This is a genomic window from Arthrobacter sp. B0316-5-4 (genome assembly GCF_059090325.1).
This window is the reverse complement of sequence record NZ_JBNHFN010000002.1, coordinates 692443-716238: the sequence shown is the minus strand read 5'-3', so window position 1 is coordinate 716238 and position 23796 is coordinate 692443. Positions and strand designations below refer to the sequence as shown.

The window sequence follows — 23796 nt, the reverse complement described above, 5'->3', positions numbered from 1 at the left end:
TTCGCGACGACCAGGGCGGGGCCCGGAGCACTATGATGGTCCAATGACCAACCCCCTTTCCGACGCTTCATCACGCGTGGGTTCAGGACTCCGGATCGGCGTACTGGCTCTCCAGGGCGATTTCCGTGAGCACATCCGCGCCGTGGAAGCCGCCGGAGCTACCGGCGTGGGTATCCGCCGGCCGGCAGAGCTTGACGACATCGATGGCCTGATTATCCCAGGCGGCGAATCGACCACCATCGACAAATTGTCCCGCATCTTTGAACTCCGCGATCCGTTGCAAAAGCGCATTGCAGATGGACTCCCTGTCTACGGATCCTGTGCCGGCATGATCCTCCTCGCCGATGAGATCGCAGACCCTGCCACCGACCTCGCGGGAGCGCCCCAGCAGACTTTTGGTGGACTCGATATCACGGTGCGCCGCAATGCCTTTGGCCGCCAGCGCGAATCCTTCGAAACAGACCTTGATTTCAAGGGGCTGGAATTCAGTGCAGGGGATTCCGGCGTGGAGCCCGTCCACGCCGTGTTCATCCGCGGCCCATGGGTGGAACGCGTCGGACCCGGCGTCGAAGTGCTGGCTCAGGTCGATCCGGACCACGCCAGCCACACGGCTACTTTGCACGGAGTGGCTAGAATTGTTGCAGTGCGCTCCGGCCAACTGCTGGCCACCTCCTTCCACCCGGAAGTGACGGGGGAGAAGCGCGTGCATGAACTCTTTATTCGAATGATCAGAGGAGAAGCGTAAAGCATGTCAGGCCACTCCAAATGGGCGACCACCAAGCACAAGAAAGCCATCATTGACGGCAGGCGTGCAAAGTCGTTCGCAAAGCTGATCAAGAACATCGAAGTTGCTGCCCGCATGGGTGGACCGGACCTCGCCGGAAACCCGGGCCTGGAACTCGCCGTCACCAAGGCGAAGAAGACATCGGTCCCCAACGACAACATCGACCGCGCCATCAAGCGTGGTGCCGGACTCACTGGCGAAGTCGTCGACTACACCGAAATCATGTACGAGGCCCGTGGCCCCCACGGCTCGGCCTTGCTGATCGAGTGCTTGACCGACAACAAGAACCGCGCAGCATCCGAGGTCCGCCTCGCGATCTCACGCAACGGCGGCACCATCGCCGACCCCGGTTCTGTGAGCTACCTCTTTACCCGCAAGGGCGTCGTTGTCCTGCCGAAGAACGGCCTCAGCGAGGACGACATCCTGATGGCAGTGCTCGAGGCCGGTGCCGAGGAAGTCAAGGACAGCGGCGAGAACTGGGAAATCCACTCCGAGCCCTCCGATCTCCAGGCCATCCGCGACGCACTGAAGGAAGCGGGCATCGACTACGAAACCGATGAAGCTGAATTCGTGCCCTCCATGCAGGTGGACCTCGACGTCGATGGTGCCCGCAAATTCATGAAGCTCGTCGATGCCCTGGAAGAGCTGGACGATGTCCAGAACGTCTACAGCAACGCGGACCTCAGCGAGGAAGTACAGGCTGCCCTCGACGCCGACTAGGCGCGGCAGCACACAATTTTGACATCTCTCAGGAAGGCCCGGAATTGACTCTTCGCGTATTGGGAGTCGATCCGGGCCTTACCCGTTGCGGCATCGGCGTTGTGGACATCGAGCAGAACCGAAGGGCCACCATGGTCGCCGTCGGGGTGGTGGGGACGTCCGCTGAGCTGACGCTGGATAAGCGGCTGCTGGTCATCGCCCAGGCAATCGACGAGTGGCTCGACCTGCACGAACCGGACGTCGTCGCCGTCGAGCGTGTCTTCTCGCAGATGAACGTGAGTACGGTGATGGGTGTTGCCCAGGCCTCCGGGGTGGTGATCGCAGCCGCGGCCCGCCGAGGAATACCCGTAGCCCTCCACACGCCGTCCGAAGTAAAAGCCGCTGTGACGGGCAGTGGTACCGCCAACAAGGACGCCGTTACCAAGCTCGTCACCAAGATCCTGCGACTGAATGCACCGCCCAAACCGGCTGATGCCGCAGACGCGTTGGCCCTGGCCCTGACGCATGCCTGGCGTGCAGGCAGCGGCATGGGTTCGGCTGGTGGTTCCGGCAAAGGAACACTGACTCCTGCGCAGAAGGCATGGGCCGACGCCGAAGCGAAAGCGCGCCGCGCACGCTGAATGTCGCCTGCCCTTGCTAGGGTATTCGTAGATATGTTCGGATAGTCCGCTAATTCAGGAGCCGGGTCTTGATCAGTTTTCTCCGTGGAACCGTAGCCCACGTTGGTTTGTCCACCGCCGTTATTGACCTCAACGGCGCAGGCATGAGTGTCTTTGCCACACCGCAGACCCTGAGCCACCTCAAGGTAGGAACCGAAGCCAAGCTCTTCACCTCCATGATTGTCCGGGAGGATTCGCTGACCCTGTTCGGCTTTGCGGACGACGACGAACGGGAAGTCTTCGACGTCCTGCTGAGCGTGAGCGGCGTGGGACCGAGGTTGGCGCTGGCCGTGCTTGCGGTGCACGAACCCGAAGCTATCCGGGTGGCCGCACACACCGGTGACGGCAAGACCTTCACCAAGGTGCCGGGCATTGGCCCGAAGGTCGCCGGACGCATCGTTTTGGAGCTCGCCGGGAAGTTGGTCCCGCACGGCACAGGCATATCCGCTCAGCCCCAGGCCTCGATCAAGGCCGAATGGAAGCCCCAGGTAGTTGCCGCGATGACCAGCCTTGGTTGGTCCGAGAAGGACGCAACCGGAAGCATCGACAAAGCCATGGCCGATTCGCCGGAACTGGTGGAAGCGGGAAATGTCGCCCAAATCCTGCGTGCCACGCTCCGTTGGCTCGGCCAGGACGGCGCGCGCGCCGGCAACCGCGTAGGCAGCCGTGGCTGAGCAATCCCTCGTCAACGGGGGAGAGGAGCCGGAAGAGCGGGTCATCGAAGCCGCACTCCGTCCCAAGAACCTGCACGACTTCGTAGGCCAGCATCGCGTCCGGAAACAGCTGGCACTGGTCCTCGAGGCCTCGAAGATGCGTGGCCGCAGCGCCGACCATGTCCTGATGTCCGGCCCTCCCGGACTGGGTAAAACTACGCTGGCCATGATCATTGCTGCGGAAATGAACGCACCACTGCGCATCAGCAGTGGTCCCGCCATCCAGCATGCCGGGGACCTCGCTGCGATCCTTTCGTCGTTGTCGGAAGGTGAGGTGCTCTTCCTCGATGAAATCCACCGCATGTCCCGGCCGGCAGAAGAGATGCTGTACATGGCCATGGAGGACTTCCGCGTAGACATCGTGGTGGGCAAGGGCGCGGGCGCCACTGCCATTCCCCTGGAGCTGCCGCCGTTCACCCTGGTGGGTGCCACCACGCGTGCGGGACTCTTGCCGGGTCCTTTGCGGGACCGGTTCGGGTTCACCGGGCACCTGGAGTTCTACTCGGTAGCTGAACTGGAGTTGGTGCTTCGCCGCTCCGCCGGGCTGTTGGACCTCAAAGTGAATTCGGCCGGGTTCACGGAAATCGCCGGCCGGTCCCGCGGAACGCCCCGTATCGCCAACCGCCTGCTGCGCCGTGTCCGCGACTGGGCCCTGGTGCATGGCATCGATCAGATTGACTCCCGCTCGGCATCTGCTGCCCTGGATATGTATGAAGTGGACGAGCGCGGCTTGGACCGCTTGGACCGATCCGTCCTGGAGGCCCTCATCACCAAGTTCAATGGTGGCCCGGTGGGCTTGTCCACGCTGGCCATCGCAGTGGGTGAGGAACCCGAAACCGTCGAGACTGTCGCGGAGCCGTTCCTGGTGCGGGAAGGGTTGCTCGGGAGGACGCCGCGGGGTCGTATCGCCATGGCTCCAGCCTGGACGCACTTGGGTTTCGCGGTCCCGGCAGGGGTATTCGGCCAAGAGGCCTTGGACCTGTTTGGGGATGATGAAAACCACGCCGAAAGCGTAGATACGGCTGGTTAACACGCTCTCTTCAGCTTTTCCCTTTAGACTGGTATGACGCTCGGCACGTTCGAGTCCTTGATCCATGCGCCCGCTATGCGGATCTGCCAGGGACGTTGCCGTGAACCAAAACGTAAGTACAGAACGGAACTTCCCTGTGGATCCAATGACCATATTGCTGTTCGTCATGCTTGGACTCTTTGTCTTCATGATGTTCCGCCGCAACAAGAAGACCCAGCAGCAGCAGGCTGAGATGCAGTCCAAGTTCGCTCCGGGCGTGGACGTCATGACCAGCTTCGGTCTCTTCGGCCGCATCGTCTCCATCGACGAGGCCGAGAACAAGGTCGTTATCGAACTGTCCCCGGGTAGCCTGGCCACGGTTCACCGTCAGGCTGTCACCAAGGTGGTTGAAGCCGCCGCTGAGGAAACCCCGGTTGTTCCGGACGACGCATCTTCCCTGACCGTTGCCGGGACTGAAGCTCCTGCCGCAGTTGAGACCCCGGAAGAGACCATTGCGCGCCTCAACAAAGAGGACAAGAAGGACAACTAGCACCGTCAGTCGCGGCAACACCGCGCTGGACAACTTCTACGGCAGCGGAGAGCCGCCGGCAGACGCTCACCAGCGTCCGCCGGCGGCTGTCCGGCGATAAGAGGAAGATCGATAATGGCAAGGACCGGCCCCAAAAACTCAGCCCGCAGGGTGCTGACATGGCTAGGCGCAATATTTGTTGTACTGACCGCTGTCCTGGGTGGCGGAGTGCTGACTGGCCACGCCAGCTGGGCTCCGAAGCTTGCTTTGGACCTCGAAGGCGGAACCCAGATGATCCTGGCCCCCAGGGTGGAGGGTTCCGGCGAAATCAACGAGGAACAGCTGAATCAGGCAGTTGCCATCATCCGGCAGCGCGTTGACGGCTCAGGTGTAGCCGAAGCGGAAATCAGCACCCAGTCCGGGCGCAACGTGGTAGTAAGCCTTCCTGGAACACCCTCCAAGGAAACCCGCGACCTCATCCAGGCATCTGCCGACATGAACTTCCGCCCGGTCATTGCTGCGGGAGACCCGGCAGCTGTTCCGGTCGAATCCCGTACCCCCGATGCCCAGTTGCCCAAGCCCACTGCCGCGCCCGCCAACGCGAGCGACATCAACTGGGTTACTGCGGACGTAGTCAAGGAATTCGAAGCGCTGGACTGCGTGAACCCTTCCACGGAGAAGCGGGAGCGTTCAGACCCCGCCAAGCCGCTGGTCACCTGCGAGGCCGCCACAGACAAGACTCCCGCGGTCAAGTACATCCTTGGACCGGTTGAGGTCAAGGGCCAGGACATCAGCGACTCCACCTTCTCCCAGGTCCAGGGTGCGCAGGGTTCCGTCACCAACTCCTGGGGCGTGAACATCGTCTTCAACGCGGATGCCACCGCGAAGTTCAAGGCAGTCACCGAACGCCTGAACCAGTTCTACGTTGCCGCCCAGGCGCAGGGCACGGATGACCCGAAGTCGCAGTTCGCGATTGTCCTTGACGACAAGGTCATCTCCGCACCGCGTTCCCTTGCCGTGATCACAGACGGCAAGCCGCAGATCACCGGCAACTTCACCCAGGCATCAGCGAAGGCGTTGTCCGACCAGCTCCGGTATGGTGCATTGCCGATCAGCTTCGAGATCCAGTCACAGGAGCAAATCTCCGCGACGCTCGGTGGCGACCAGCTTCGCCTCGGTCTGTTGGCCGGCGTGATCGGCCTGTTGCTCGTTGTGGTCTACTCGCTCTTCCAGTACCGGGCCCTCGGGTTCGTGACCATTGCGTCCCTCGTGGTGGCAGGTGCATTGACGTACCTGGCCATTGCCATCCTCGGCTGGACCGAAAACTACCGGCTTTCCCTGGCAGGCGTTGCAGGTTTGATCGTTGCCATCGGCCAGACCGCGGACTCCTTCATCGTCTACTTCGAACGTATCCGCGATGAACTGCGCGAAGGCCGCGGACTGGTTTCCGCCGTCGAAAATGGTTGGAAGCGCGCCAAGCGCACCGTGTTGGCCTCAAAGGCGGTCAACCTCCTTGCTGCGCTGGTGCTCTACTTCGTGGCCGTGGGCAACGTCCGGGGCTTCGCCTTCACCCTTGGCCTCACAGCCCTGGCCGACCTCCTTGTGGTCTTCATGTTCACGCACCCCATGCTTCAGGTCCTGGCACGCACCCGGTTCTTTGGCGAGGGACACCGTTTCTCCGGACTGTCCCCTGACCGCCTGGGCGCCGTACCGCTTTACCGCGGCGCGGGCAGGCTCCGCACTCCGGACCAAAAGCCGACGCCGGTACGTGCACGCAATACCGGTGCAGCTGCTGAAGCCGAACGACGCATGACCATCGCCGAACGGCGCCTCGCCGAGAAGGGCCAGTTCGCCGGCTCCTCCAAGGCGACCAAGGAGGAGAAGTAAATGACAACGAGCTTCGCAACCTTCGGCCATGAGCTCTACACGGGCAAGCGTTCGTACAACTTCGTCAATTCCAAGAAGATCTGGTTCACCATTGCTGCAGTAGCAGTGGCGCTGTCCATCCTGATCCCGGTGGTCAAGGGCGGATTCAACCTCGGCATCGAATTCCGGGGCGGGTCCGAGTTCACCGTATCCAACGTGGCCAACACCGACGCGGGACTGGGCGAGAAAGCAGTCCACGAAGTGGTGCCCGAGGCTATACCTCGCGTCGCTAACGTGGCCGGGAACACGATGCGGATCCAGACGGATCAGCTCAGTGACGACGAAACCAACCGCATCAAGGACGCACTGACCAGTGCTTACGGCGTCACGGAAAACGAAGTGACGTCCAACTTCGTTGGGCCCACCTGGGGCCAGGACGTCACGCGCCAGGCGCTCATCGGCTTGGTGGTCTTTGTTGGGCTTGCCGCGATCCTTATGGCGCTGTACTTCCGTACTTGGAAAATGTCGCTGTCGGCACTGGTGGGCATGCTCGTCACCATGTTCACCACAGCGGGTGTTTACGCTTTGAGCGATTTCGAAGTGACGCCGTCGGCCATCATCGGGTTCCTCACCGTCCTCAGCTACTCGCTGTACGACACCGTGGTGGTCTTCGACAAGATCCGCGAAAACACGTCGGATATTTCCACTTCGACGCGTCGTACGTTCGCTGAAGAGGTCAACCTCGCCGTCAACCAAACCCTGGTGCGTTCCATCAACACCATGATGGTGGCGGTCCTGCCCGTAGCAGCCATCCTCTTCATCGGGGCCGGGTTGTTGGGTGCCGGCACCTTGCGCGACCTGTCATTGGCACTGTTTGTGGGTATCCTCATTGGCACAGCGGCAACGATCTTCATCGCCGCGCCCCTGTACGCCTGGCTCCGCCAGGGCGAGCCGGAGCTCGTCAAGCAGGCCAAGAAGGTATCGCACCGCAGGGCCGAGGCAACTGTCTAGGTCCACCGCAAAGCACAGTTCCACCGAAGAGCCGGCCTCCGCAGCATTGCGGAGGCCGGCTCTTTGACTTGTCCGCGTCCCCGTCATGTGCTGTCCGGTTGCAGAAGCATTCGCTTGCGGGAATAGACTGGGAGAATTAAATAGGTTGTGAGGGGTGCTTCTGTGGAAGAACGTGCGACGTCGGCACCACCGGCGGGCGGGGAAGATGGCCGTAATGCTGTGGCCGTCCCGACAACAAGCGTGGCCGGACGGACCGCTGGTGCGGTACCGATCGATAGCGGCGTGCGCCCCACCTTCCCCGGCAGGAGGGAACGTACACGTTCCCGGCTTGCCCGCCTCACCGGCCGGGGTGTCGCTCCTTACTCGCCGATCCTTGAACCGCTGCTGCGTACCGTTCGGGCCAATAACCCCAAAGAGGACTTCGACCTGATCCAACGGGCGTTCGCCGTCGCGGAGCGAAGCCACCAGGGCCAGAAGCGCAAGAGCGGTGACCCCTACATCACCCACCCCGTCGCGGTGGCCACTATCCTGGCTGAACTCGGCATGACCGGGACCACCCTCGCGGCGGCATTGCTCCACGACACCGTGGAAGACACTCCGTACACCCTCAACGACCTCACGCGCGACTTCGGCCCTGAGGTCGCCATGCTGGTGGACGGCGTGACCAAGCTGGACAAGGTCAGCTTCGGTGAGGCTGCCCAGTCGGAGACCGTCCGTAAGATGGTCGTGGCCATGGCCAAGGACATCCGGGTCCTCATGATCAAGTTGGCGGACCGCCTGCACAATGCCCGCACCTGGCGCTTCGTTTCCGCCGAGTCGTCCTCGCGCAAAGCCCGCGAAACCCTGGAAATTTTCGCTCCTCTTGCCCATCGCCTGGGCATGAACACCATCAAGTGGGAACTGGAGGACCTGTCCTTCGCAGCGCTGTACCCCAAGGTGTACGAGGAAATCGTCCGCATGGTGGGAGACCGCACGCCGGAGCGCGAGAAGAGCCTCAGCGTCATCCGCAACCAGATCGCCGATGATCTGCGAACGTCACGCATCAAGGCCACCATCACCGGCAGGCCGAAGCACTACTACTCGATTTACCAGAAGATGATCGTCAGGGATAAGGATTTCGACGACATCAACGACCTCATGGGCGTGCGCGTCCTGGTCGATTCCGTGCGGGACTGTTACGCCGCACTGGGCACGCTCCACTCGCGGTGGAACCCCCTGCCGGGGCGTTTCAAGGATTACATCGCGATGCCCAAGTTCAACATGTACCAGTCGCTGCACACTACGGTCATCGGCCCGGGCGGCAAACCGGTCGAGATCCAGATCCGCACCCACGAAATGCACCGCCGGGCCGAATATGGTGTTGCCGCCCACTGGAAGTACAAAGACCAGCCCAACCGCACAGCCCAGGGTCCAGGCAGCCCGCGGGACGGGGACATGGGATGGCTTCGGTCCCTGGTGGACTGGCAGCAGGAAACCTCCGATCCCGGCGAGTTCCTGGATTCGCTGAGATATGAAATCAATGCCAGGGAAGTCTTCGTCTTCACCCCCAAGGGCGAGGTCATGGCCTTGCCTGCGGGGTCCACGCCCGTGGACTTCGCCTATGCCGTGCACACGGAGGTGGGCCACCGCACCATCGGTGCACGCGTTAACGGCAAGCTCGTTCCACTGAACAGCGAACTCAACCACGGCGACTGGGTGGAGATTTTCACCTCGAAGGCCGAAGGGGCCGGGCCCAGCCAGGACTGGCAGCACTTCGTCAAGTCCGCACGTGCGCGGAACAAGATCCGTCAGTGGTTCACCAAGGAACGCCGCGAGGAAGCGATCGACCGCGGCAAGGACATGCTGACCAGGGCCATGCGGAAGCAGAATCTTCCCTTGCAGCGGCTCATGACCCACGATGCGTTGTCAGCCGTAGCGGAGGCGTTCCATTACGTCGACATCTCGGGGCTCTATGCGGGCGTCGGCGATGGCCACACGTCGGCGCAGTCCGTCATGGAAAAGCTGGTGGAGCACCTCGGCGGCCAGGAGACCCCCGACGAAGACCTCGACGAAGTCAGCATTCCCACCCAGGTTGCTAAGTCCAAGTTCTCCGATTCCGGCGTCATCGTCCGTGGTGTCGGCGACGTGTGGGTCAAACTGGCCCGCTGCTGCACCCCTGTGCCTCCGGATCCGATTCTCGGCTTCGTTACCCGAGGCTCCGGGGTCTCCGTGCACCGGACAGACTGCACCAACGTTTCCGGGCTCCGCGACCAGCCGGACAGGATTGTGGAAGTGGAGTGGGCCCCCACCCAGTCCAGCGTCTTCCTCGTCGAGATCCAGGTGGAAGCGCTGGACCGCAAGTCGCTGCTCTCGGATGTTACGCGGATACTGTCTGAGAACCACGTCAATATCCTGGCCGCTTCAGTGCACACATCCAGTGACCGGGTGGCCATCTCAAAGTTCGCCTTCGAGATGGGTGACCCCAAGTACCTGCACCACGTGTTGAATGCCGTGCGGCGCATCGACGGTGTCTTCGACGTTTACCGCACAACGGGGAACCGCCGCCGCAGCTAGTCCGGTCCCTGCTGTCCCAAAGCTTGCTGTCGCGGATCCTGGGAACCAAGCAGTGACAGGGTGGCCAGTGCCCGCTTCTTGTGGGGCACCCTTGGTGCGGCTTCCACGGCCAGGATGAGCAGGCGGAGCCTGATGCCCAGCTCGTCCCGGTTCAGGAGGCGCTTCAGCGCGGGCAGCGCCCGTTCTGTTTCGACGTGCAGGGCGATGTCGGCTGCGGTGCGCAGTGGGCTGCTGACCAGCATCCCACCCATGCTGACCACGTCCATCTGACCCAGCCTGACTTCGTGGAGACTGCACGCAGCAGCTCCCCTCAGGCTGGATATCCGATGCTTCGCATCGACAAGGAGGGACAGGCGTTCAGGCGGTTTCGCGCAGCCATAGATCCAGGCGGCGGTGAGCCTGCCGGCCACTACCTTGGTCCGGATACGCTCCGGGACCGACATGGCCGCTGCCCGGGCCCGCAGACGATAAGTCACAGCCACGCCCGGCGAGGCATAACTCTTCCCGTAGAGCGGCAAGAGGATGCCGTCGATGGCCATGCCTTGCAATTCGTTCCACGTAAAGATGCGGCTGGGGGAGTAGAGCTCGGACAATACCGGCTCCATTAAGTGCGGGGCAGTTGCAACGGGGACCATTCACCGATCATTCCGTGCTGCCGCCCAACGAGTACAGGCTCCGTCCCGGCTATGTGGATAACCGGCACGGAGCCTGCAGGGTTGGAACGTCAGGTAGTGCTAAGCGAGATCGCTGGCCGAACGCTGGATCTGGTCGAGCCAGGCCTGGCGCGCTTCGAGGGCTTCGCGGGCCGTCTTGATGCGTCGCTGGTCGCCTGCCTTTTCCGCTTTCTCCAGGTCTTCCTTGAGGCCCGCGATGGCGGTTTCGAGCTGGGACAAGGCGCTATTGGTGCGTGCCTTGGTTTCCGGATTGCTCCGACGCCACTTCTCCTCCTCAGCCTCACGGACAGCGTCTTCGACTTTGCGGAGACCTGCCTCGATACGACCCATGTCCGCGCGTGGAACCTTGCCCGCATCTTCCCAACGGTCCCGGATGGACTGGAGGGCCTTCTTGGCGGAGTTGAGGTCGCTGATCGGCAGGAGCGCCTGTGCCTCGGTGACCAGTTGCTCCTTCACGGCCAGGTTGGCAGTGTATTCCTGGTCGATCTGGTCGTTGGCTGCCTGGCGGTTGCTGAAGAAAACGTCCTGAGCTGCACGGAAACGGCCCCACAGGGCGTCGTCATCCTTGCGGCTGGCACGCGGCGTGGCCTTCCACTGGTCCATGAGCCTGCGGTATTCGCCGGCGGCATAGCCCCAGTCAGTGGATGAGGAGAGTGCCTCAGCCTCGGCGATCAGGGCTTCCTTGGCCGACTTGGCAGCTGAGTTGTTGCTGTCCAGCTGGGAGAAGTAAGCCCGGCGGTGGCGATCGAAGACGGTGCGTGCGGAACGGAACCGCTTCCACAGGGCGTCCTCGTTGCTGCGGCCCAGGCGGACGCCGCTCTTCTGCGCTGTTTTCCAGGTTTCGAACAGCTCGTTCATGCGGGCGCTGGAGGTCTTCCACTGGATGTGGGCAGGATCCTGGCCGGCAATGGACTCAGCCTCGGCAACGATGGCCTCGCGTGCAGCAAGCTCACTGGCGCGTACGGCTTCGTGTGCGGCCTTCTCCGTCTTTTCCAGCTCGACGATCTGCGCCGACAAGGTATCAAGGCGGGTTTCGGCCGAGCGGATGTCGCCCACCATGTTGCGCTCCGCGAGTTGCTCGCGAAGGTGCGTCACAGTCTTCTGCATGTCCGTGGCCGGCGCCTTGGACTCCACGCGGTGCTCAAGCAGGACAACCTGGGCGATGATGTCGTCGAATTTCCGGGCGAAGTAGCCCAGGGCTTCGTCGGGACTGACGCCCGGGTACTGGCCGACGGCGATTTCCTCGCCATCCAAGGTCAGGAACACATGGCCGTCCCCTTCTGCGCGACCCCACTTGGCTGCTTCGGCAAGCGATGCCGAAGAGACAGCCGGAGCAGCGGGTACGACGGCGGCCGGAGCCTTGGGCCTGGCCGCGAAAGCCGCGGGAGACGGGGCTGCGGAAGGCGTAGGCCGGGGTGCGGCTGGCGCTTCTTCAGCAGCAGGCGCTTCTGCGGACGGAGCTGCCTGGGGCTCCGGAGCAGCCTCCACAGGGGCAGTCTCTACTGGAGCAGCGTCCACCCGAGCGTCTGTCTCCGGGGCGGATGCTTCCGGAGTCGCTGCCTCGGCCTCGCCGGTTTGTCCGGCAGCTTCTTCGTTGGCCACTACTGCTGTTTCGTCGGATTTCTGACTGTCTGTCACCGCTAAAAGTCTTTCGCTTGGAGGGACTGCTAAGGTAATGCACCCCGGGCCGGGGCCTGGAGCTGGTTACTTCAGAGAAAACGAGTCTATCGTGACAGGTGCCACAGGGGCGCCGTCAGTATTGTTTGCACCGGCTTTGAGGCCTGCCGCAGCGATCTTCGTAACAACGTCCAGTCCGCTGGTTACCTTGCCCACCACCGTGTAGCCCCCGGCCGTATCGGCCGGAATGGTGGTGTCCTTGTAAACAATGAAGAACTGGTGGCCATTGCCGTAGGCGTTGTTGCCGGTGCGGGCCACAGCGATGGTTCCCGCGGGGTACTTGTTGTCCGCCGGAGTGTTTTCCAGTGGCCCCCAGCGGTAGTTGGCGTCGTCCGAGCCGTCAGCGGTCTTCGCCCCGCATTGCAGGAGCCCAAAGGTATCCGCCGTCGTGAGCCGGTGGCAGGTTGCCCCGTTGTAGTAGCCTGCGTCCGCCAGTGATTTGAGTACCGCTGCTGCCTGCGGTGCGGCGGTACCGTTCAGTTCGATGCCGAGCGCCCCACCATTCAACGCCAACTCGCCGGTGAAGGTCTTTCCGGCTGCCGTGTCCGGGCTGGGTATGTCTGCGCTGTTGGAAGCCGACGGCGAAGCGGACGGGGAGCTCAGGCCGGCTTCGGCAGCAGCGAACTCAGCCTCGGTGGGATTCGAACTGAACACAGTCAGCTGCAGCACGACGGCAAGAACCACGGCTGCCGCGCCGGCGCTGATGGCGATGGTGTTGTCGCGTTTGCGTCGCTTGCCCTGTTCCTGGCGCAGGGCACGCTTGGCTTCCATCTGCCTGATGCGGCGTTTCGCTTCGCGGTCATCCCGCGACCTTGTGGCCAAGAGTCCTCCTGATTGTGTCCACTTCCGATGGCTGCCGAGCAGGATCCGGGCATGCTGCATTAGATGTGCACGCGCGGAAAGCATAAACTGGCTGCCGCACATAGTTTATGCATGACCGGCTGGACGCCCGCCTTGTAAACGCCGAACGGATGTTTAAAGCTGCGGTGTTGATACCAGCGTCAGCTTTCTGAGGAGACACATTCCATGGCACGTAGCGCCTCCCTGTCCGGATTCCCCGAGTGGCTTCCCCAGGAGCGGTTGGTGGAGCTCCACGTGCTCGATACGCTGCGGAAGACGTTCGAACTGCATGGTTTCTCATCGATTGAAACCCGGGCCGTTGAAACGGTTGGCCAGTTGCTCCGCAAGGGTGAGATCGACAAAGAGGTCTACGGCTTGAGCCGGCTTCAGGACGACGACGGTGACGCCGCGAAAACCGATCCCAACGCGCTTGCCCTGCACTTCGACCTCACTGTTCCGTTCGCCCGCTACGTCGTGGAGAACGCCGGCTACCTGGCGTTTCCGTTCCGGCGCTACCAAATCCAGAAAGTCTGGCGTGGCGAGCGTCCGCAGGAAGGCCGTGCCCGTGAGTTCACCCAGGCTGATATCGACGTCGTGGGCGACGGCGAGCTGCCGTTCCGCTACGACGTCGAAATTGCCCTGGTGATTGCGGAGGCATTGAGTGCCCTGCCGATTCCGGATTTCCGGCTCCGGATCAACAACAGGAAACTTGCCGAAGGCTTCTATCGCGGCATTGGCCTGACAGACACCGCCGGGGTTTTGCGCAGCATCGACAAACTGGAAAAGATCGGGGCCGCCAAGGTCGCCGAGCTTTTGAAGACTGAGCTGGGGGCCACCGACGAGCAAGCCGGCCTCGCCCTTCAGTTGGCCGGCATCCGCACGGAAGACACGTCGTTCGTGGATAAGGTGCGCGCGCTGGGGGTCAAGGACGACCTTCTTGAAGAGGGCCTTGGCGAGCTTCAGCAGGTCATTGAGGCCGCGGTCCAGCGTGCCCCCGGCAAGGTCGTGGCGGACCTCAGCATCGCCCGCGGCTTGGACTACTACACCGGAACTGTCGTCGAAACGGTGCTGGTGGGGCACGAACAGCTCGGTTCCATATGTTCTGGCGGCCGGTACGACGCACTGGCGAGCAAGGGCAACCGCAAGTTCCCCGGCGTCGGGCTTTCCATCGGCGTGACGCGGTTGGTTTCCCGCATCCTCAGCCAGGAGCTGGCGACGGCTTCGCGCGCAGTGCCCACCGCGGTCCTCGTCGCACTGAACACGGACGACAGCTGGTCTGCCGCCCAAGACATCGCAGCGCAGTTGCGGGGCCGGGGGATCGCCACCGAAGTCGCCGCCAAAGCCGAGAAGTTCGGCAAGCAGATCAAGTTCGCCGACCGCCGTGGCATTCCTTTCGTGTGGTTCACCGACGACGACGGCAAGCACCAGGTCAAGGACATCCGTTCCGGTGAGCAGGTGGATGCCGACCCGTCCAGCTGGACGCCATCGGACGAGGACCTGCACGTACGGGTCACCACCACCGACTGATACACGCACGGCTTGTTCCGCCTGTGGCGGGAGGCGCGGCCGGGGCGGGTAAACTCGGACGGGACCGCTTCGCAGCGGTCCCGTTAAATTTCATGCTGAAAGGAATGCTGTGCTGCGCACACATGACCTCGGATCCCTTCGCTCCGAGCACATTGGACAAACCGTTACCCTGGCCGGCTGGGTGGGACGGCGCCGTGATCACGGTGGCGTTGCATTCGTTGACCTGCGTGATGCGTCCGGTGTCGCCCAGGTGGTTGTCCGTGAGGAAGAGGTCTTCCACGGCCTGCGGAACGAGTACGTGCTGCAGGTGACGGGTACCGTCAACAAGCGTCCTGAAGGCAACGAAAACCCGGCCCTGGCGACCGGTGAAATCGAGGTCATCGCCGACAAGGTTGTTATCCTCAACACCTCCGAAGCCCTGCCGTTCCAGATTGACGAGCACGTTGAGGTTGGCGAGGAAGCCCGGCTTAAGCACCGCTACCTGGATCTTCGCCGCCCCGGCCCCGCACGCAACCTCCGCCTCCGCTCCGAGGCAAACCGGGTGGCCCGCGAACTGCTGCACCAGCGTGGCTACGTGGAGATCGAAACCCCCACGCTGACGCGTTCGACGCCGGAAGGCGCCCGCGACTTCGTCGTGCCGGCACGTCTGGCCCCGGGTTCCTGGTACGCGCTGCCGCAGTCGCCGCAGCTTTTCAAGCAGTTGCTCCAGGTGGGCGGTTTCGAGAAGTACTACCAGATTGCCCGTTGCTACCGTGACGAGGACTTCCGCGCCGACCGCCAGCCGGAGTTCACCCAGCTGGACATCGAAGCCAGCTTCGTTGACCAGGACGACATCATTGAGCTGGGCGAGGCGATCGTCAAGGCACTGTGGCAGCTGATCGACGTCGAGATCCCCACCCCGATCCGCCGCATGACGTACTTGGATGCCATGGCCAGGTACGGCTCCGATAAGCCGGACCTGCGTTTCGGGGTGGAACTGACGGAGCTCACCGAGTTCTTCAAGGACACCAACTTCGGCGTCTTCAAGGCACCGTACGTCGGCGCAGTAGTCATGCCAGGCGGTGCCTCCCAGCCGCGCCGCACCCTGGACGGGTGGCAGGAATTCGCAAAGCAGCGTGGCCACAAGGGCCTGGCATACGTCCTCTTCAAGGAAGACGGCGAACTCGCCGGCCCGGTTGCGAAGAACCTCACGGAGGAAGAGCGGGCAGGCCTGGCCGATGCTGTTGGCGCCAAGCCCGGCGACTGCATCTTCTTCGCTGCTGGTGAGAAGTCCGCAGCGCGGGCGCTCCTCGGCGCTGCCCGCGTCGAGATCGGGCACCGCACCGGCCTGATTGATCCCAACGACTGGGCGTTTGTCTGGATCGTGGACGCTCCCATGTTCGAGCCTGCCGCAGCTGCTGTGGCTTCCGGTGATGTCGCTGTGGGTGGCGGACAGTGGACAGCCGTGCACCACGCTTTCACCTCGCCGCGCCCCGAATACCTGGACAGCTTCGACAAGGATCCCGGATCCGCGCTTTCTTACGCCTATGACATCGTCTGCAACGGCAACGAGATCGGCGGCGGCTCCATCCGTATCCACGACCGTGAAGTGCAGGAGCGCGTGTTCCAGCTCATGGGCCTGGACAAGGAAGAAGCACAAACGAAGTTCGGCTTCCTGCTCGAGGGCTTCAAGTACGGCGCACCTCCGCACGGTGGAATGGCCATGGGCTGGGACCGTGTTGTGGCCCTGCTCGCCGGCGTGGAGTCCATCCGCGACGTCATTGCCTTCCCCAAGACCGGAAACGGGTACGACCCCCTGACGGCGGCACCGGCACCCATCACGGCACAGCAGCGCAAGGAAGCGGGCGTCGACTTCCGGCCCGAGGCCAAGCCTGCCGCCAAGGCGGAAAACAAGTCCGAATAGCACCATAGCCAAAGGCTCTCCACTGCGGTGGGGGGCCTTTGGTGTCCCTGCGAACGAAAGGCCCGCGGCATGCTGGAGCAAGCATTCCTGGAAACGCTCATGGATAAGGCCTGGCCTGCGGTTGAGCGCGAAGACACAGGGGAGTGGGTGCTGCGCGCTTCGGAAGGGGTCACGCAGAGGGCCAACTCGGTCTGGCCCCGCAACCTGTCCGACGCTGGGGACAGCGCCCCGGAACTTGCTGGATCCGTCCGCTCCGCGTCTGACTGGTACCGCCGGCGGCGCCTCCCGCTCATTTTCCAGGTCTTTGACGACCCCCGCAGCGCCGCCCTCCATGCCGTGCTGGACGGGCATCGCTTCACGAAACAGTCCGAAACCCGGATCATGGTGCGCGGCCTTGAAGGACTGCCGGTCCCTGCTGGAGGGCGGAACGTCGAGCTCAGCGATGATCCTTCCGCGGAATGGCTCAGTGTGTGGTGGTCGGTGGATGGCCGCGGCGGTGCAGCCGAACTCGCCGTCGCCCGCCGCATCCTGCTCGGCTGCCCGGCGTTGTACGCCTTGGTGAGGGACGACGACGGCGTACCCGCCGCCGTCGGACGCCTCGCCTTGGTGGACGGCTGGGGCGGCATTTACGGGATGGCGACGTCGGCAACGCACCGAAGGCGCGGTTATGGCAGCCAGGTGCTGGCGGCGCTGTTGGAGTCCGGCGCCCGGCGCGGACTTGAGGGCTTTTGGCTGTTGGTCACGTCAGCCAATTACGGCGCACAGTCCCTGTACGCACAGGCAGGATTCACCGACTACGGCAGCTACCTCTACCGGCAGGCTCCCATCAGGCGTGCCCTCAGCGGCTGCTAGGGGACGGGTCGGTGACGGTGATCCTGATGGCGCATGCGTCGGCCGCGGCTTTGGCCAGGACCGCCGGTTTGGTGTCCTGGATGTCCAGGAAAGCCAGCCGCGTCCGCCCTGCCAAGGCACCCAGTGGTGGTTGGGCGAGGACCTGGTCCACCAGCGCCCTGTCACCGCCCGGAACGATGTACTCGATCCGGTGATCGGCAAAGACCTGGGCGGCGTATCCGGCGGTGGACCGGGCATCGGCGTAGCGCTTGGCGCCCTTCGAAGCGAGGACGCGCTGTCCGCTGGCTGCCGCCACGGCGAAACCTCCCCGGCGGACCAGGAGGATGCCCAAGCCCCGCTCCTGGGCAGCGAGGGAAGCGAGTCTTTCAATGCTGCCTGCGCCACGCCCGGGCCTTCCGTCCACGGGCCAGGGAGCGCGGAGGAGGGCCAGTGCGCCGTCGGACGCCTTCAGCAGCAGGCCGTCGTCGACCATCTCTTCCTGCACCGGTCCATGACCGGCAGTGAACCGGTCAACCCAGCCGCTGAGCCGTTGGGCCGGCACCAGGGCCATGCGGGTGGTGGGTCCCTGCTGCTTCGGCAGCGGGGTGGAATCGGTGCGGCCCACGTCAATGTCTCCTTTGCTGGAACTATGAGTAGCCTATCCATGTGGAAGATCTCTTTGGTGCGGGTGCTGACAACGACGACGAGTCGGAGGATTTGCCTGCCATGCCGCACTCCTTGCGGACGCCTTCCGACGCTCACTGGATGGCTTCCCAGCGCAGCCCCCTGGCCGTGCGGATGCGGCCGCGTACCCTTGACGACGTCGTAGGGCAGCAGCATCTGTTAGGGCAGGGTTCACCGCTTCGCCAGTTGGCGGCCGGTGCGGAAGCGGCCGGACCGGCCGGACCCAGCTCGGTGATCCTTTGGGGTCCCCCGGGAACGGGCAAGACCACCTTGGCCCATGTCATCGCCCGCGGACCGGGACGGAAGTTCGTGGAATTGTCGGCGATCACCGCCGGGGTCAAGGACGTCCGGCGCGTCATGGACGAGGCCTTGACCGCCCGGGACCTTTACAAGAAGACCACCGTCCTCTTCCTTGACGAGATCCACCGCTTCAACAAGGCGCAACAGGATGCGCTGCTGCCCGGCGTCGAGAACCGCTGGGTGGTGCTGGTGGCCGCCACCACCGAAAACCCCTCGTTCTCAGTGGTGTCGCCCCTGTTGTCCCGTTCCCTCCTGCTGACGTTGAAGCCACTGACCGACGACGACATTTCAGGGCTGCTGCAAAGGGCCGTCGTTGATGCCAGGGGTTTGGCTGAACGGGTGTCACTCAGCGATGAGGCTTTGGACCACCTGGTGCGCCTGTCCGGTGGTGACGCAAGGAGGGCCCTGACTGCGTTGGAAGCTGCCGCTGGCGTGGCGTTCGGGGACACCGCCGTCGAGGACGAAGACGAGTCCACGGATCCCGTGTTGGTGGAACTGCGCCACACCGAGCGGGCCCTCGACGCTGCCGCGGTCCGTTACGACAGGGCCGGCGACCAGCACTACGACGTAGCGAGTGCGTTCATCAAATCCATCCGCGGTTCCGACGTGGACGCTGCCCTGCATTACCTGGCGCGCATGCTTGAGGCCGGTGAGGACCCGAGGTTCGTGGCACGACGCATCGTCATTTCAGCAGCCGAGGACATTGGCATGGCAGACCCGACTGCGCTGCAAACCGCCGTAGCCGCCGCGCAGGCCGTGCAGTTGATTGGCATGCCGGAGGGACGGATCGTCCTCGCGGAAGCCGTGGTCCACTTGGCCACCGCGCCCAAGTCCAATGCCGCGTACATGGGATTGAACAAGGCAGTTGCGGACGTCCGGGCCGGGTTTGGCGGCGGCATCCCCATGCATTTGCGGGACGCGCACTATCCGGGCGCCAAGCAATTGGGCCATGGCAAGAGCTACAAGTACGCGCACGACGAACCCCATGGCGTTGCACAGCAGCAATACCCGCCGGACGACCTGGTGGGCAAGGACTATTACGAGCCCACCAACAACGGCGCCGAACGGGACATCGCCGCAAGGCTGGAGCGGCTTCGCAAGATCGTGCGTGGCGAGTAGCGGCCAGCCAAGCCAGCGGCCGGCGCTGCCACTGTGCGTGGTACGATTGATCCTTGTCTGGCATGGCCCGACGCACAATCCCTTTGAAGATTCCTTCGATAGTGCTGTGCGCCCGGGCTAGTAGCAAGAGGCAGCGGTTGGCCGATGCTCTCCCTGATGGAGGCCAGTAACACTGACACACCGCAGTAATTGGAAGGACACAAGTGGCTAACAACACTCGTGCTCGCCGTACCGCACGCCTTTCGCGTGCACTCGGCATCGCTCTGACCCCCAAGGCCGCCAAGTACATGGAGCGCCGCCCGTACGGCCCCGGTGAGCATGGCCGTGCCCGCAAGAAGCAGGACTCCGACTACGCCGTACGTCTGCGCGAAAAGCAGCGTCTGCGCGCTCAGTACGGCATCCGCGAAGCACAGATGACCCGTGCCTTCGAAGAAGCCCGCCGCACCAAGGGCCTGACCGGTGAAAACCTGGTTGAGCTGCTCGAAATGCGTCTGGACGCCCTTGTGCTCCGTGCCGGCTTCGCCCGCACCATCGCACAGGCCCGCCAGCTGGTTGTGCACCGCCACATCATGGTTGACGGCATCCGCGTGGACCGCCCGTCCTTCCGCGTTGGCGAAGGCCAGCTCATCCACGTTCACAGCCGCTCCGAGGTTATGCCCCCGTTCCAGGTGGCAGCTGCAGGCGCACACGTCCTGAACAACGTTCCGGCATACCTGGACGTCAAGATCGACGCCCTGCAGGCACGCCTGGTTCGCCGTCCCAAGCGCTCCGAGGTCCCCGTGATCTGCGAAGAGCAGCTCGTCGTCGAATTCTACGCACGCTAAATCCAAGCAGCGCATACAAAGAAGCCCGTGGCACCCGCCGCGGGCTTCTTTGTATGTCAGGTGCCCATCCTTTGTAGGTAAGGTACTGGGGGAGGCCTTGGCCCCGCCGGGAACCGGTGGGTGCAGGGCAGCGCAACGATCCTAGGAGAAGAGTTCTATGTCTGGTGGCGACATCGCCGGCCTCATCGCAGCGGGAGTGTTCGCGCTCCTCGTACTGCTGTTGGCCGTGCCCATTTTGAAGCTGGGCGGCGTTTTTGACGAAGTCCGCACCTCCATCCGCCTCATCAGCGACGGCGCTACGCCCCTGATGGACGAAGTGACCGCCACGGTCACCACCACCAACCAGCAGCTCAAGAAGGTCGACGGCATCGCTTCGAACGTCTCGGATGCCTCGGCCAACATTTCCGCGCTTTCGTCGCTGGTTGCTGCCACGGTAGGTTCACCGCTGATCAAGGTGGCAGCATTCAGTTACGGCGTACGTTCAGCCTTCGCTGGCCGCCGCGCACCGTCCTCCGGCCGCCGTAGCCGCTGAACCAACGGGAGAAACCGATGAAGAGAATTGTCTGGATGGGTATCGGCGTCGCCATTGGCGTCATAGCGTTCCGCAAGGTGACGCAGGCGCAGGCCAATCTCGGCCCGGAAGGGCTGAACCGCGCCGTTGGCCGCATGGCCGATGGCCTCTTCGATTTTGCTGATGCGGTCCGTACCGGCATGCACCAGCGCGAAGACGATTTGCGGGCGGCACTGGGAATCCAGGACGACGGGGCAGGCCGCCGCTAGCGGGAGCGGTTCGCTCCGGCGCCCGCAACAGGGCAGAATGGAAAGCTGCGGAACGGCACCAGCCGGTCCGCGCACATCGTGTGCAGTGAATTGAGAAGGGTAAGTAATCAGCTAATGAAGTCGCAGGAGATCACCAAGCGCTGGGTGGACTTTTTTGTCAGTAAGGGCCACACCGCCGTTCCCTCCGCGTCGCTCGTTTCCAGCGACCCGTCGCTTCTCTTCACTGTGGCCGGGATGGTTCCCTTCATTCCGTACCTGACCGCGCGGGAGGAGCCTCCCTACAGCCGCGCCACGAGCGTCCAGAAGTGCATCCGCACCGGTGACATCGAAGAAGTGGGAAAGACCGCACGCCACGGCACGTTCTTCCAGATGTGCGGCAACTTCTCCTTTGGCGACTACTTCAAGGAAGACGCCATCAAGTTCGCCTTCGAGTTGCTCACCACCAGCGTGGACGACGGCGGTTACGGACTTCCGGCCGAACGCCTCTGGGTAACGGTCTACGAAGAGGACGACGAAGCCAAGGAACTCTGGCTTAAGAACACCGGGATCCCGGCGGAACGCATCCAGCGCATGGGCAAGGCCGACAACTACTGGTCCACGGGCCAGCCCGGTCCCGCTGGTCCCTGCTCGGAGATCTACTACGACCGCGGTCCCGCCTATGGCATCGAAGGTGGCCCGCTGGCCGACGAGACCAGGTACATCGAAATCTGGAACCTCGTGTTCATGCAGTACCAGATCGAGAACGTCCGCTCCAAGGTGGACTTCGACATCGTCGGCGAACTGCCGCAGAAGAACATCGACACCGGCCTCGGCATGGAGCGCCTCGCGATGATCCTGCAGGGCGTCGAGAACATGTACGAGACCGACCAGGTCCGTCCGGTTATCGACAAGGCCGCTGAATTGTCCGGCCGCGAGTACACGTCCGCTGAGACTCCCGACGACCCGCACCACACGGACGACGTCCGCATGCGCGTGGTCGGGGACCACATTCGTTCGGCCCTGATGCTGATCGCCGATGGCGTGGCACCGTCAAACGAAGGCCGCGGCTATGTGCTGCGCCGCTTGATCCGCCGCGCCGTCCGCGCGATGCGCCTGCTGGGCGTTGAGAAGGCCTGCCTGCCGGACCTCTTGCCTGCCTCCCGTGACGCCATGAAGGGCGTTTACCCGATTGTCGAGACGGACTTCGCGCGTATCAGCCGCATTGCGTACGCCGAAGAGAAGGCGTTCCTGCGCACTATCGCCTCCGGAACCGCACGCCTGGAAGACGCAGTCGCCGAGTCCAAGGCTGCCGGTGTTCCGCTGTCCGGCGCCGACGCTTTCGCCCTCCACGACACCTACGGGTTCCCCATCGACCTGACGCTGGAAATGGCTGAAGAAGCCGGCCTCAAGGTGGACGAGGCAGGCTTCCGTGCGCTCATGCTGGAGCAGCGCCAGCGTGCCCAGGCAGATGCCAAGGGGAAGAAGGGCGGCCATGCCGACCTCAGCGCTTACCAGGAGCTCCTTGGCAAGGGCGAAACCGTCTTCACCGGCTACAACGAACTTGAAGGCGAAGCAAAGGTCCGCGGCATTGTCAGCGCCGGCCGGCCGGTCGCGCATGCGTCCACAGGCGACGAAATCGAGTTGGTGCTCAACGAGACCCCGTTCTACGCAGAAGCAGGCGGCCAGTCCGCTGACACCGGCCTCATCACCGGTGACGGCTTCGTTGTGGAGGTCCTGGACGTGCAGCGTCCCATCAAGGGCCTGAGCGTGCACAAGGCGATTGTTCGCGAAGGTGAGATCGCGACCGACGCGTTGGTTCGCGCCGCCGTCGACCGTGAACGCCGCCACGCAGCCGAGCAAGCGCACACCGGTACCCACATCGTCCACGCCGCCCTGCACCAGATCCTCGGCCCGGAAGCCACCCAACGTGGTTCCTACAACAAGGCCGGCTACCTGCGCTTCGACTTCGCCTGGGGTGAAGGCCTGAGCACGGCTACGCGGTCCGAAATCGAAGAAGTTTCCAACATCGCCATCCGGAACAACTTCCGCGTGGACACCAAGGTGATGGGCCTCGCTGAGGCCAAGGCACTGGGTGCCATGGCCCTCTTCGGCGAGAACTACGGTAGCGAAGTTCGCGTCGTGGAGATCGACGGCGCGTGGTCCCGTGAGCTGTGTGGTGGCACGCACGTGTCCAACACCTCCCTCATTGGCAGCCTTTCGTTGCTGGGTGAGCAATCCGTTGGTTCGGGGAACCGCCGTGTTGAGGCTTTCGTGGGCCTGGATGCGTTCCGCCACTTGGCAGCAGAGCGCGCGCTGGTCAACGAGCTCACCGAACTCCTCAAGGTGCCCTCCGGCCAGCTTGCGGATCGCATCTCCAGCACCCTGAGCAAGCTCAAGGCCACGGAGAAGGAACTTGACCGCCTCCGCAAAGAGCAGCTCACGGCTGCAGCAGCCAACCTGGTGGGTACGGCAAAGGACGCCGCGGGTGTGCGTGTTATTGCCCACGACGCCGGCCAGGTGGGGGGCGCGGATGATCTCCGCAACCTTGCCCTTGACCTGCGTAACCGTTTGGGCTCCGACGCCGCCACCGTGGCTGTTGCCGGTGTCAGCAACGATCGCCCTGTTGTCCTGATCGCCACGAACGAGGCCGCACGCGAAGCGGGCGTAAAAGCCGGAGCTTTGGTCCGTTTGGCTGCCGGCATCCTCGGCGGTGGCGGCGGCGGCAAGGACGACGTCGCCCAAGGCGGCGGCACCGACGCTGGGAAGGTCCCTGAGGCCCTCACAGCGGTGGTGGACGCGATAGCCAAGCGCTGA

The 23796-nt window shown here is 63.5% G+C and carries 21 protein-coding genes; 17 read left to right on the top strand and 4 right to left on the bottom strand.

The window, feature by feature from the left end; genetic code table 11:
- The first annotated feature begins 43 nt into the window (after positions 1–43).
- From pdxT to AC5RU9_RS07570, 9 genes are all read left to right on the top strand, one after another.
- Entirely contained in the window at positions 44–745 is a 702-nt protein-coding gene (gene pdxT, locus AC5RU9_RS07610; protein WP_494015941.1) for a pyridoxal 5'-phosphate synthase glutaminase subunit PdxT, read from the top strand.
- A gap of 3 nt (positions 746–748) precedes the next feature.
- Positions 749–1504 carry a YebC/PmpR family DNA-binding transcriptional regulator gene (locus AC5RU9_RS07605; RefSeq protein WP_494015940.1) on the top strand — a complete coding sequence of 252 codons (756 nt, stop codon included), beginning with the start codon at positions 749–751 and terminating at the stop codon, positions 1502–1504.
- A 44-nt stretch (positions 1505–1548) separates the two neighbouring features.
- Positions 1549–2124 carry a crossover junction endodeoxyribonuclease RuvC gene (ruvC, locus tag AC5RU9_RS07600; RefSeq protein WP_494015939.1) on the top strand — a complete coding sequence of 192 codons (576 nt, stop codon included), beginning with the start codon at positions 1549–1551 and terminating at the stop codon, positions 2122–2124.
- 68 nt (positions 2125–2192) lie between these two features.
- Complete coding sequence (gene ruvA, locus AC5RU9_RS07595) at positions 2193–2837, top strand: Holliday junction branch migration protein RuvA (RefSeq protein WP_494015938.1); 645 nt, start codon at positions 2193–2195, stop codon at positions 2835–2837.
- A complete protein-coding gene (ruvB, locus tag AC5RU9_RS07590) occupies positions 2830–3906 on the top strand; it encodes a Holliday junction branch migration DNA helicase RuvB (protein WP_211712275.1) in 1077 nt (358 codons plus the stop codon). The genes ruvA and ruvB overlap by 8 nt, the downstream gene beginning before the upstream one ends.
- A 145-nt stretch (positions 3907–4051) precedes the next feature.
- Positions 4052–4435: a preprotein translocase subunit YajC gene (gene yajC, locus AC5RU9_RS07585; RefSeq protein WP_494016070.1), complete on the top strand. Its 384-nt coding sequence runs from the start codon at positions 4052–4054 to the stop codon at positions 4433–4435.
- Positions 4436–4549: 114 nt separating this feature from the next.
- On the top strand, positions 4550–6301 hold the full coding sequence (gene secD / locus AC5RU9_RS07580; protein WP_211712276.1) for a protein translocase subunit SecD: 1752 nt from the start codon (positions 4550–4552) through the stop codon (positions 6299–6301).
- Positions 6302–7291 carry a protein translocase subunit SecF gene (secF, locus tag AC5RU9_RS07575; protein WP_211712277.1) on the top strand — a complete coding sequence of 330 codons (990 nt, stop codon included), beginning with the start codon at positions 6302–6304 and terminating at the stop codon, positions 7289–7291. It abuts the gene before it with no gap.
- A gap of 162 nt (positions 7292–7453) precedes the next feature.
- Positions 7454–9844, top strand: coding sequence for a RelA/SpoT family protein (locus AC5RU9_RS07570; protein ID WP_211712278.1), 2391 nt, complete (start codon positions 7454–7456; stop codon positions 9842–9844).
- Here the strand turns inward: AC5RU9_RS07570 and AC5RU9_RS07565 are convergent.
- The 3 genes from AC5RU9_RS07565 to AC5RU9_RS07555 all read right to left on the bottom strand — a co-directional run bounded on the left by AC5RU9_RS07565 (position 9841) and on the right by AC5RU9_RS07555 (position 13017).
- Positions 9841–10437: a hypothetical protein gene (locus AC5RU9_RS07565; RefSeq protein WP_494015937.1), complete on the bottom strand. Its 597-nt coding sequence runs from the start codon at positions 10435–10437 to the stop codon at positions 9841–9843. The two genes, AC5RU9_RS07570 and AC5RU9_RS07565, sit on opposite strands and share 4 nt — an antisense overlap.
- A gap of 141 nt (positions 10438–10578) precedes the next feature.
- Entirely contained in the window at positions 10579–12156 is a 1578-nt protein-coding gene (locus AC5RU9_RS07560; protein WP_494015936.1) for a DUF349 domain-containing protein, read from the bottom strand.
- Positions 12157–12222: 66 nt separating this feature from the next.
- The gene (locus AC5RU9_RS07555) at positions 12223–13017 is read right to left on the bottom strand and encodes a peptidylprolyl isomerase (RefSeq protein ID WP_494015935.1); all 795 of its coding nucleotides are present in this window, start codon (positions 13015–13017) and stop codon (positions 12223–12225) included.
- A 204-nt stretch (positions 13018–13221) separates the two neighbouring features.
- Between AC5RU9_RS07555 and hisS the strand changes: the two genes are divergently transcribed.
- The 3 genes from hisS to AC5RU9_RS07540 all read left to right on the top strand — a co-directional run bounded on the left by hisS (position 13222) and on the right by AC5RU9_RS07540 (position 17317).
- Entirely contained in the window at positions 13222–14562 is a 1341-nt protein-coding gene (gene hisS, locus AC5RU9_RS07550) for a histidine--tRNA ligase (RefSeq protein ID WP_494015934.1), read from the top strand.
- 109 nt (positions 14563–14671) lie between these two features.
- Positions 14672–16465 carry an aspartate--tRNA ligase gene (gene aspS, locus AC5RU9_RS07545; protein ID WP_211712283.1) on the top strand — a complete coding sequence of 598 codons (1794 nt, stop codon included), beginning with the start codon at positions 14672–14674 and terminating at the stop codon, positions 16463–16465.
- Positions 16466–16534: 69 nt separating this feature from the next.
- A complete protein-coding gene (locus tag AC5RU9_RS07540; RefSeq protein ID WP_494015933.1) occupies positions 16535–17317 on the top strand; it encodes a GNAT family N-acetyltransferase in 783 nt (260 codons plus the stop codon).
- On the opposite strand, the gene AC5RU9_RS07535 is transcribed toward AC5RU9_RS07540, so the two are convergent.
- Positions 17304–17867, bottom strand: a complete 564-nt coding sequence (locus AC5RU9_RS07535; RefSeq protein WP_494016069.1) for a Vms1/Ankzf1 family peptidyl-tRNA hydrolase — start codon at positions 17865–17867, stop codon at positions 17304–17306. The genes AC5RU9_RS07540 and AC5RU9_RS07535 overlap by 14 nt on opposite strands.
- Positions 17868–17962: 95 nt before the next feature.
- Between AC5RU9_RS07535 and AC5RU9_RS07530 the strand changes: the two genes are divergently transcribed.
- The 5 genes from AC5RU9_RS07530 (at position 17963) to alaS (ending at position 23796) form a co-directional block, all read left to right on the top strand.
- Positions 17963–19399, top strand: coding sequence for a replication-associated recombination protein A (locus AC5RU9_RS07530; RefSeq protein WP_494015932.1), 1437 nt, complete (start codon positions 17963–17965; stop codon positions 19397–19399).
- 203 nt (positions 19400–19602) lie between these two features.
- Positions 19603–20223 carry a 30S ribosomal protein S4 gene (rpsD, locus tag AC5RU9_RS07525; RefSeq protein WP_011774968.1) on the top strand — a complete coding sequence of 207 codons (621 nt, stop codon included), beginning with the start codon at positions 19603–19605 and terminating at the stop codon, positions 20221–20223.
- A 157-nt stretch (positions 20224–20380) separates the two neighbouring features.
- The gene (locus AC5RU9_RS07520) at positions 20381–20755 is read left to right on the top strand and encodes a DUF948 domain-containing protein (RefSeq protein WP_211712286.1); all 375 of its coding nucleotides are present in this window, start codon (positions 20381–20383) and stop codon (positions 20753–20755) included.
- Positions 20756–20772: 17 nt separating this feature from the next.
- Entirely contained in the window at positions 20773–21003 is a 231-nt protein-coding gene (locus AC5RU9_RS07515; protein WP_211712287.1) for a hypothetical protein, read from the top strand.
- Between the two features lie 114 nt (positions 21004–21117).
- The gene (gene alaS, locus AC5RU9_RS07510; RefSeq protein ID WP_494015931.1) at positions 21118–23796 is read left to right on the top strand and encodes an alanine--tRNA ligase; all 2679 of its coding nucleotides are present in this window, start codon (positions 21118–21120) and stop codon (positions 23794–23796) included.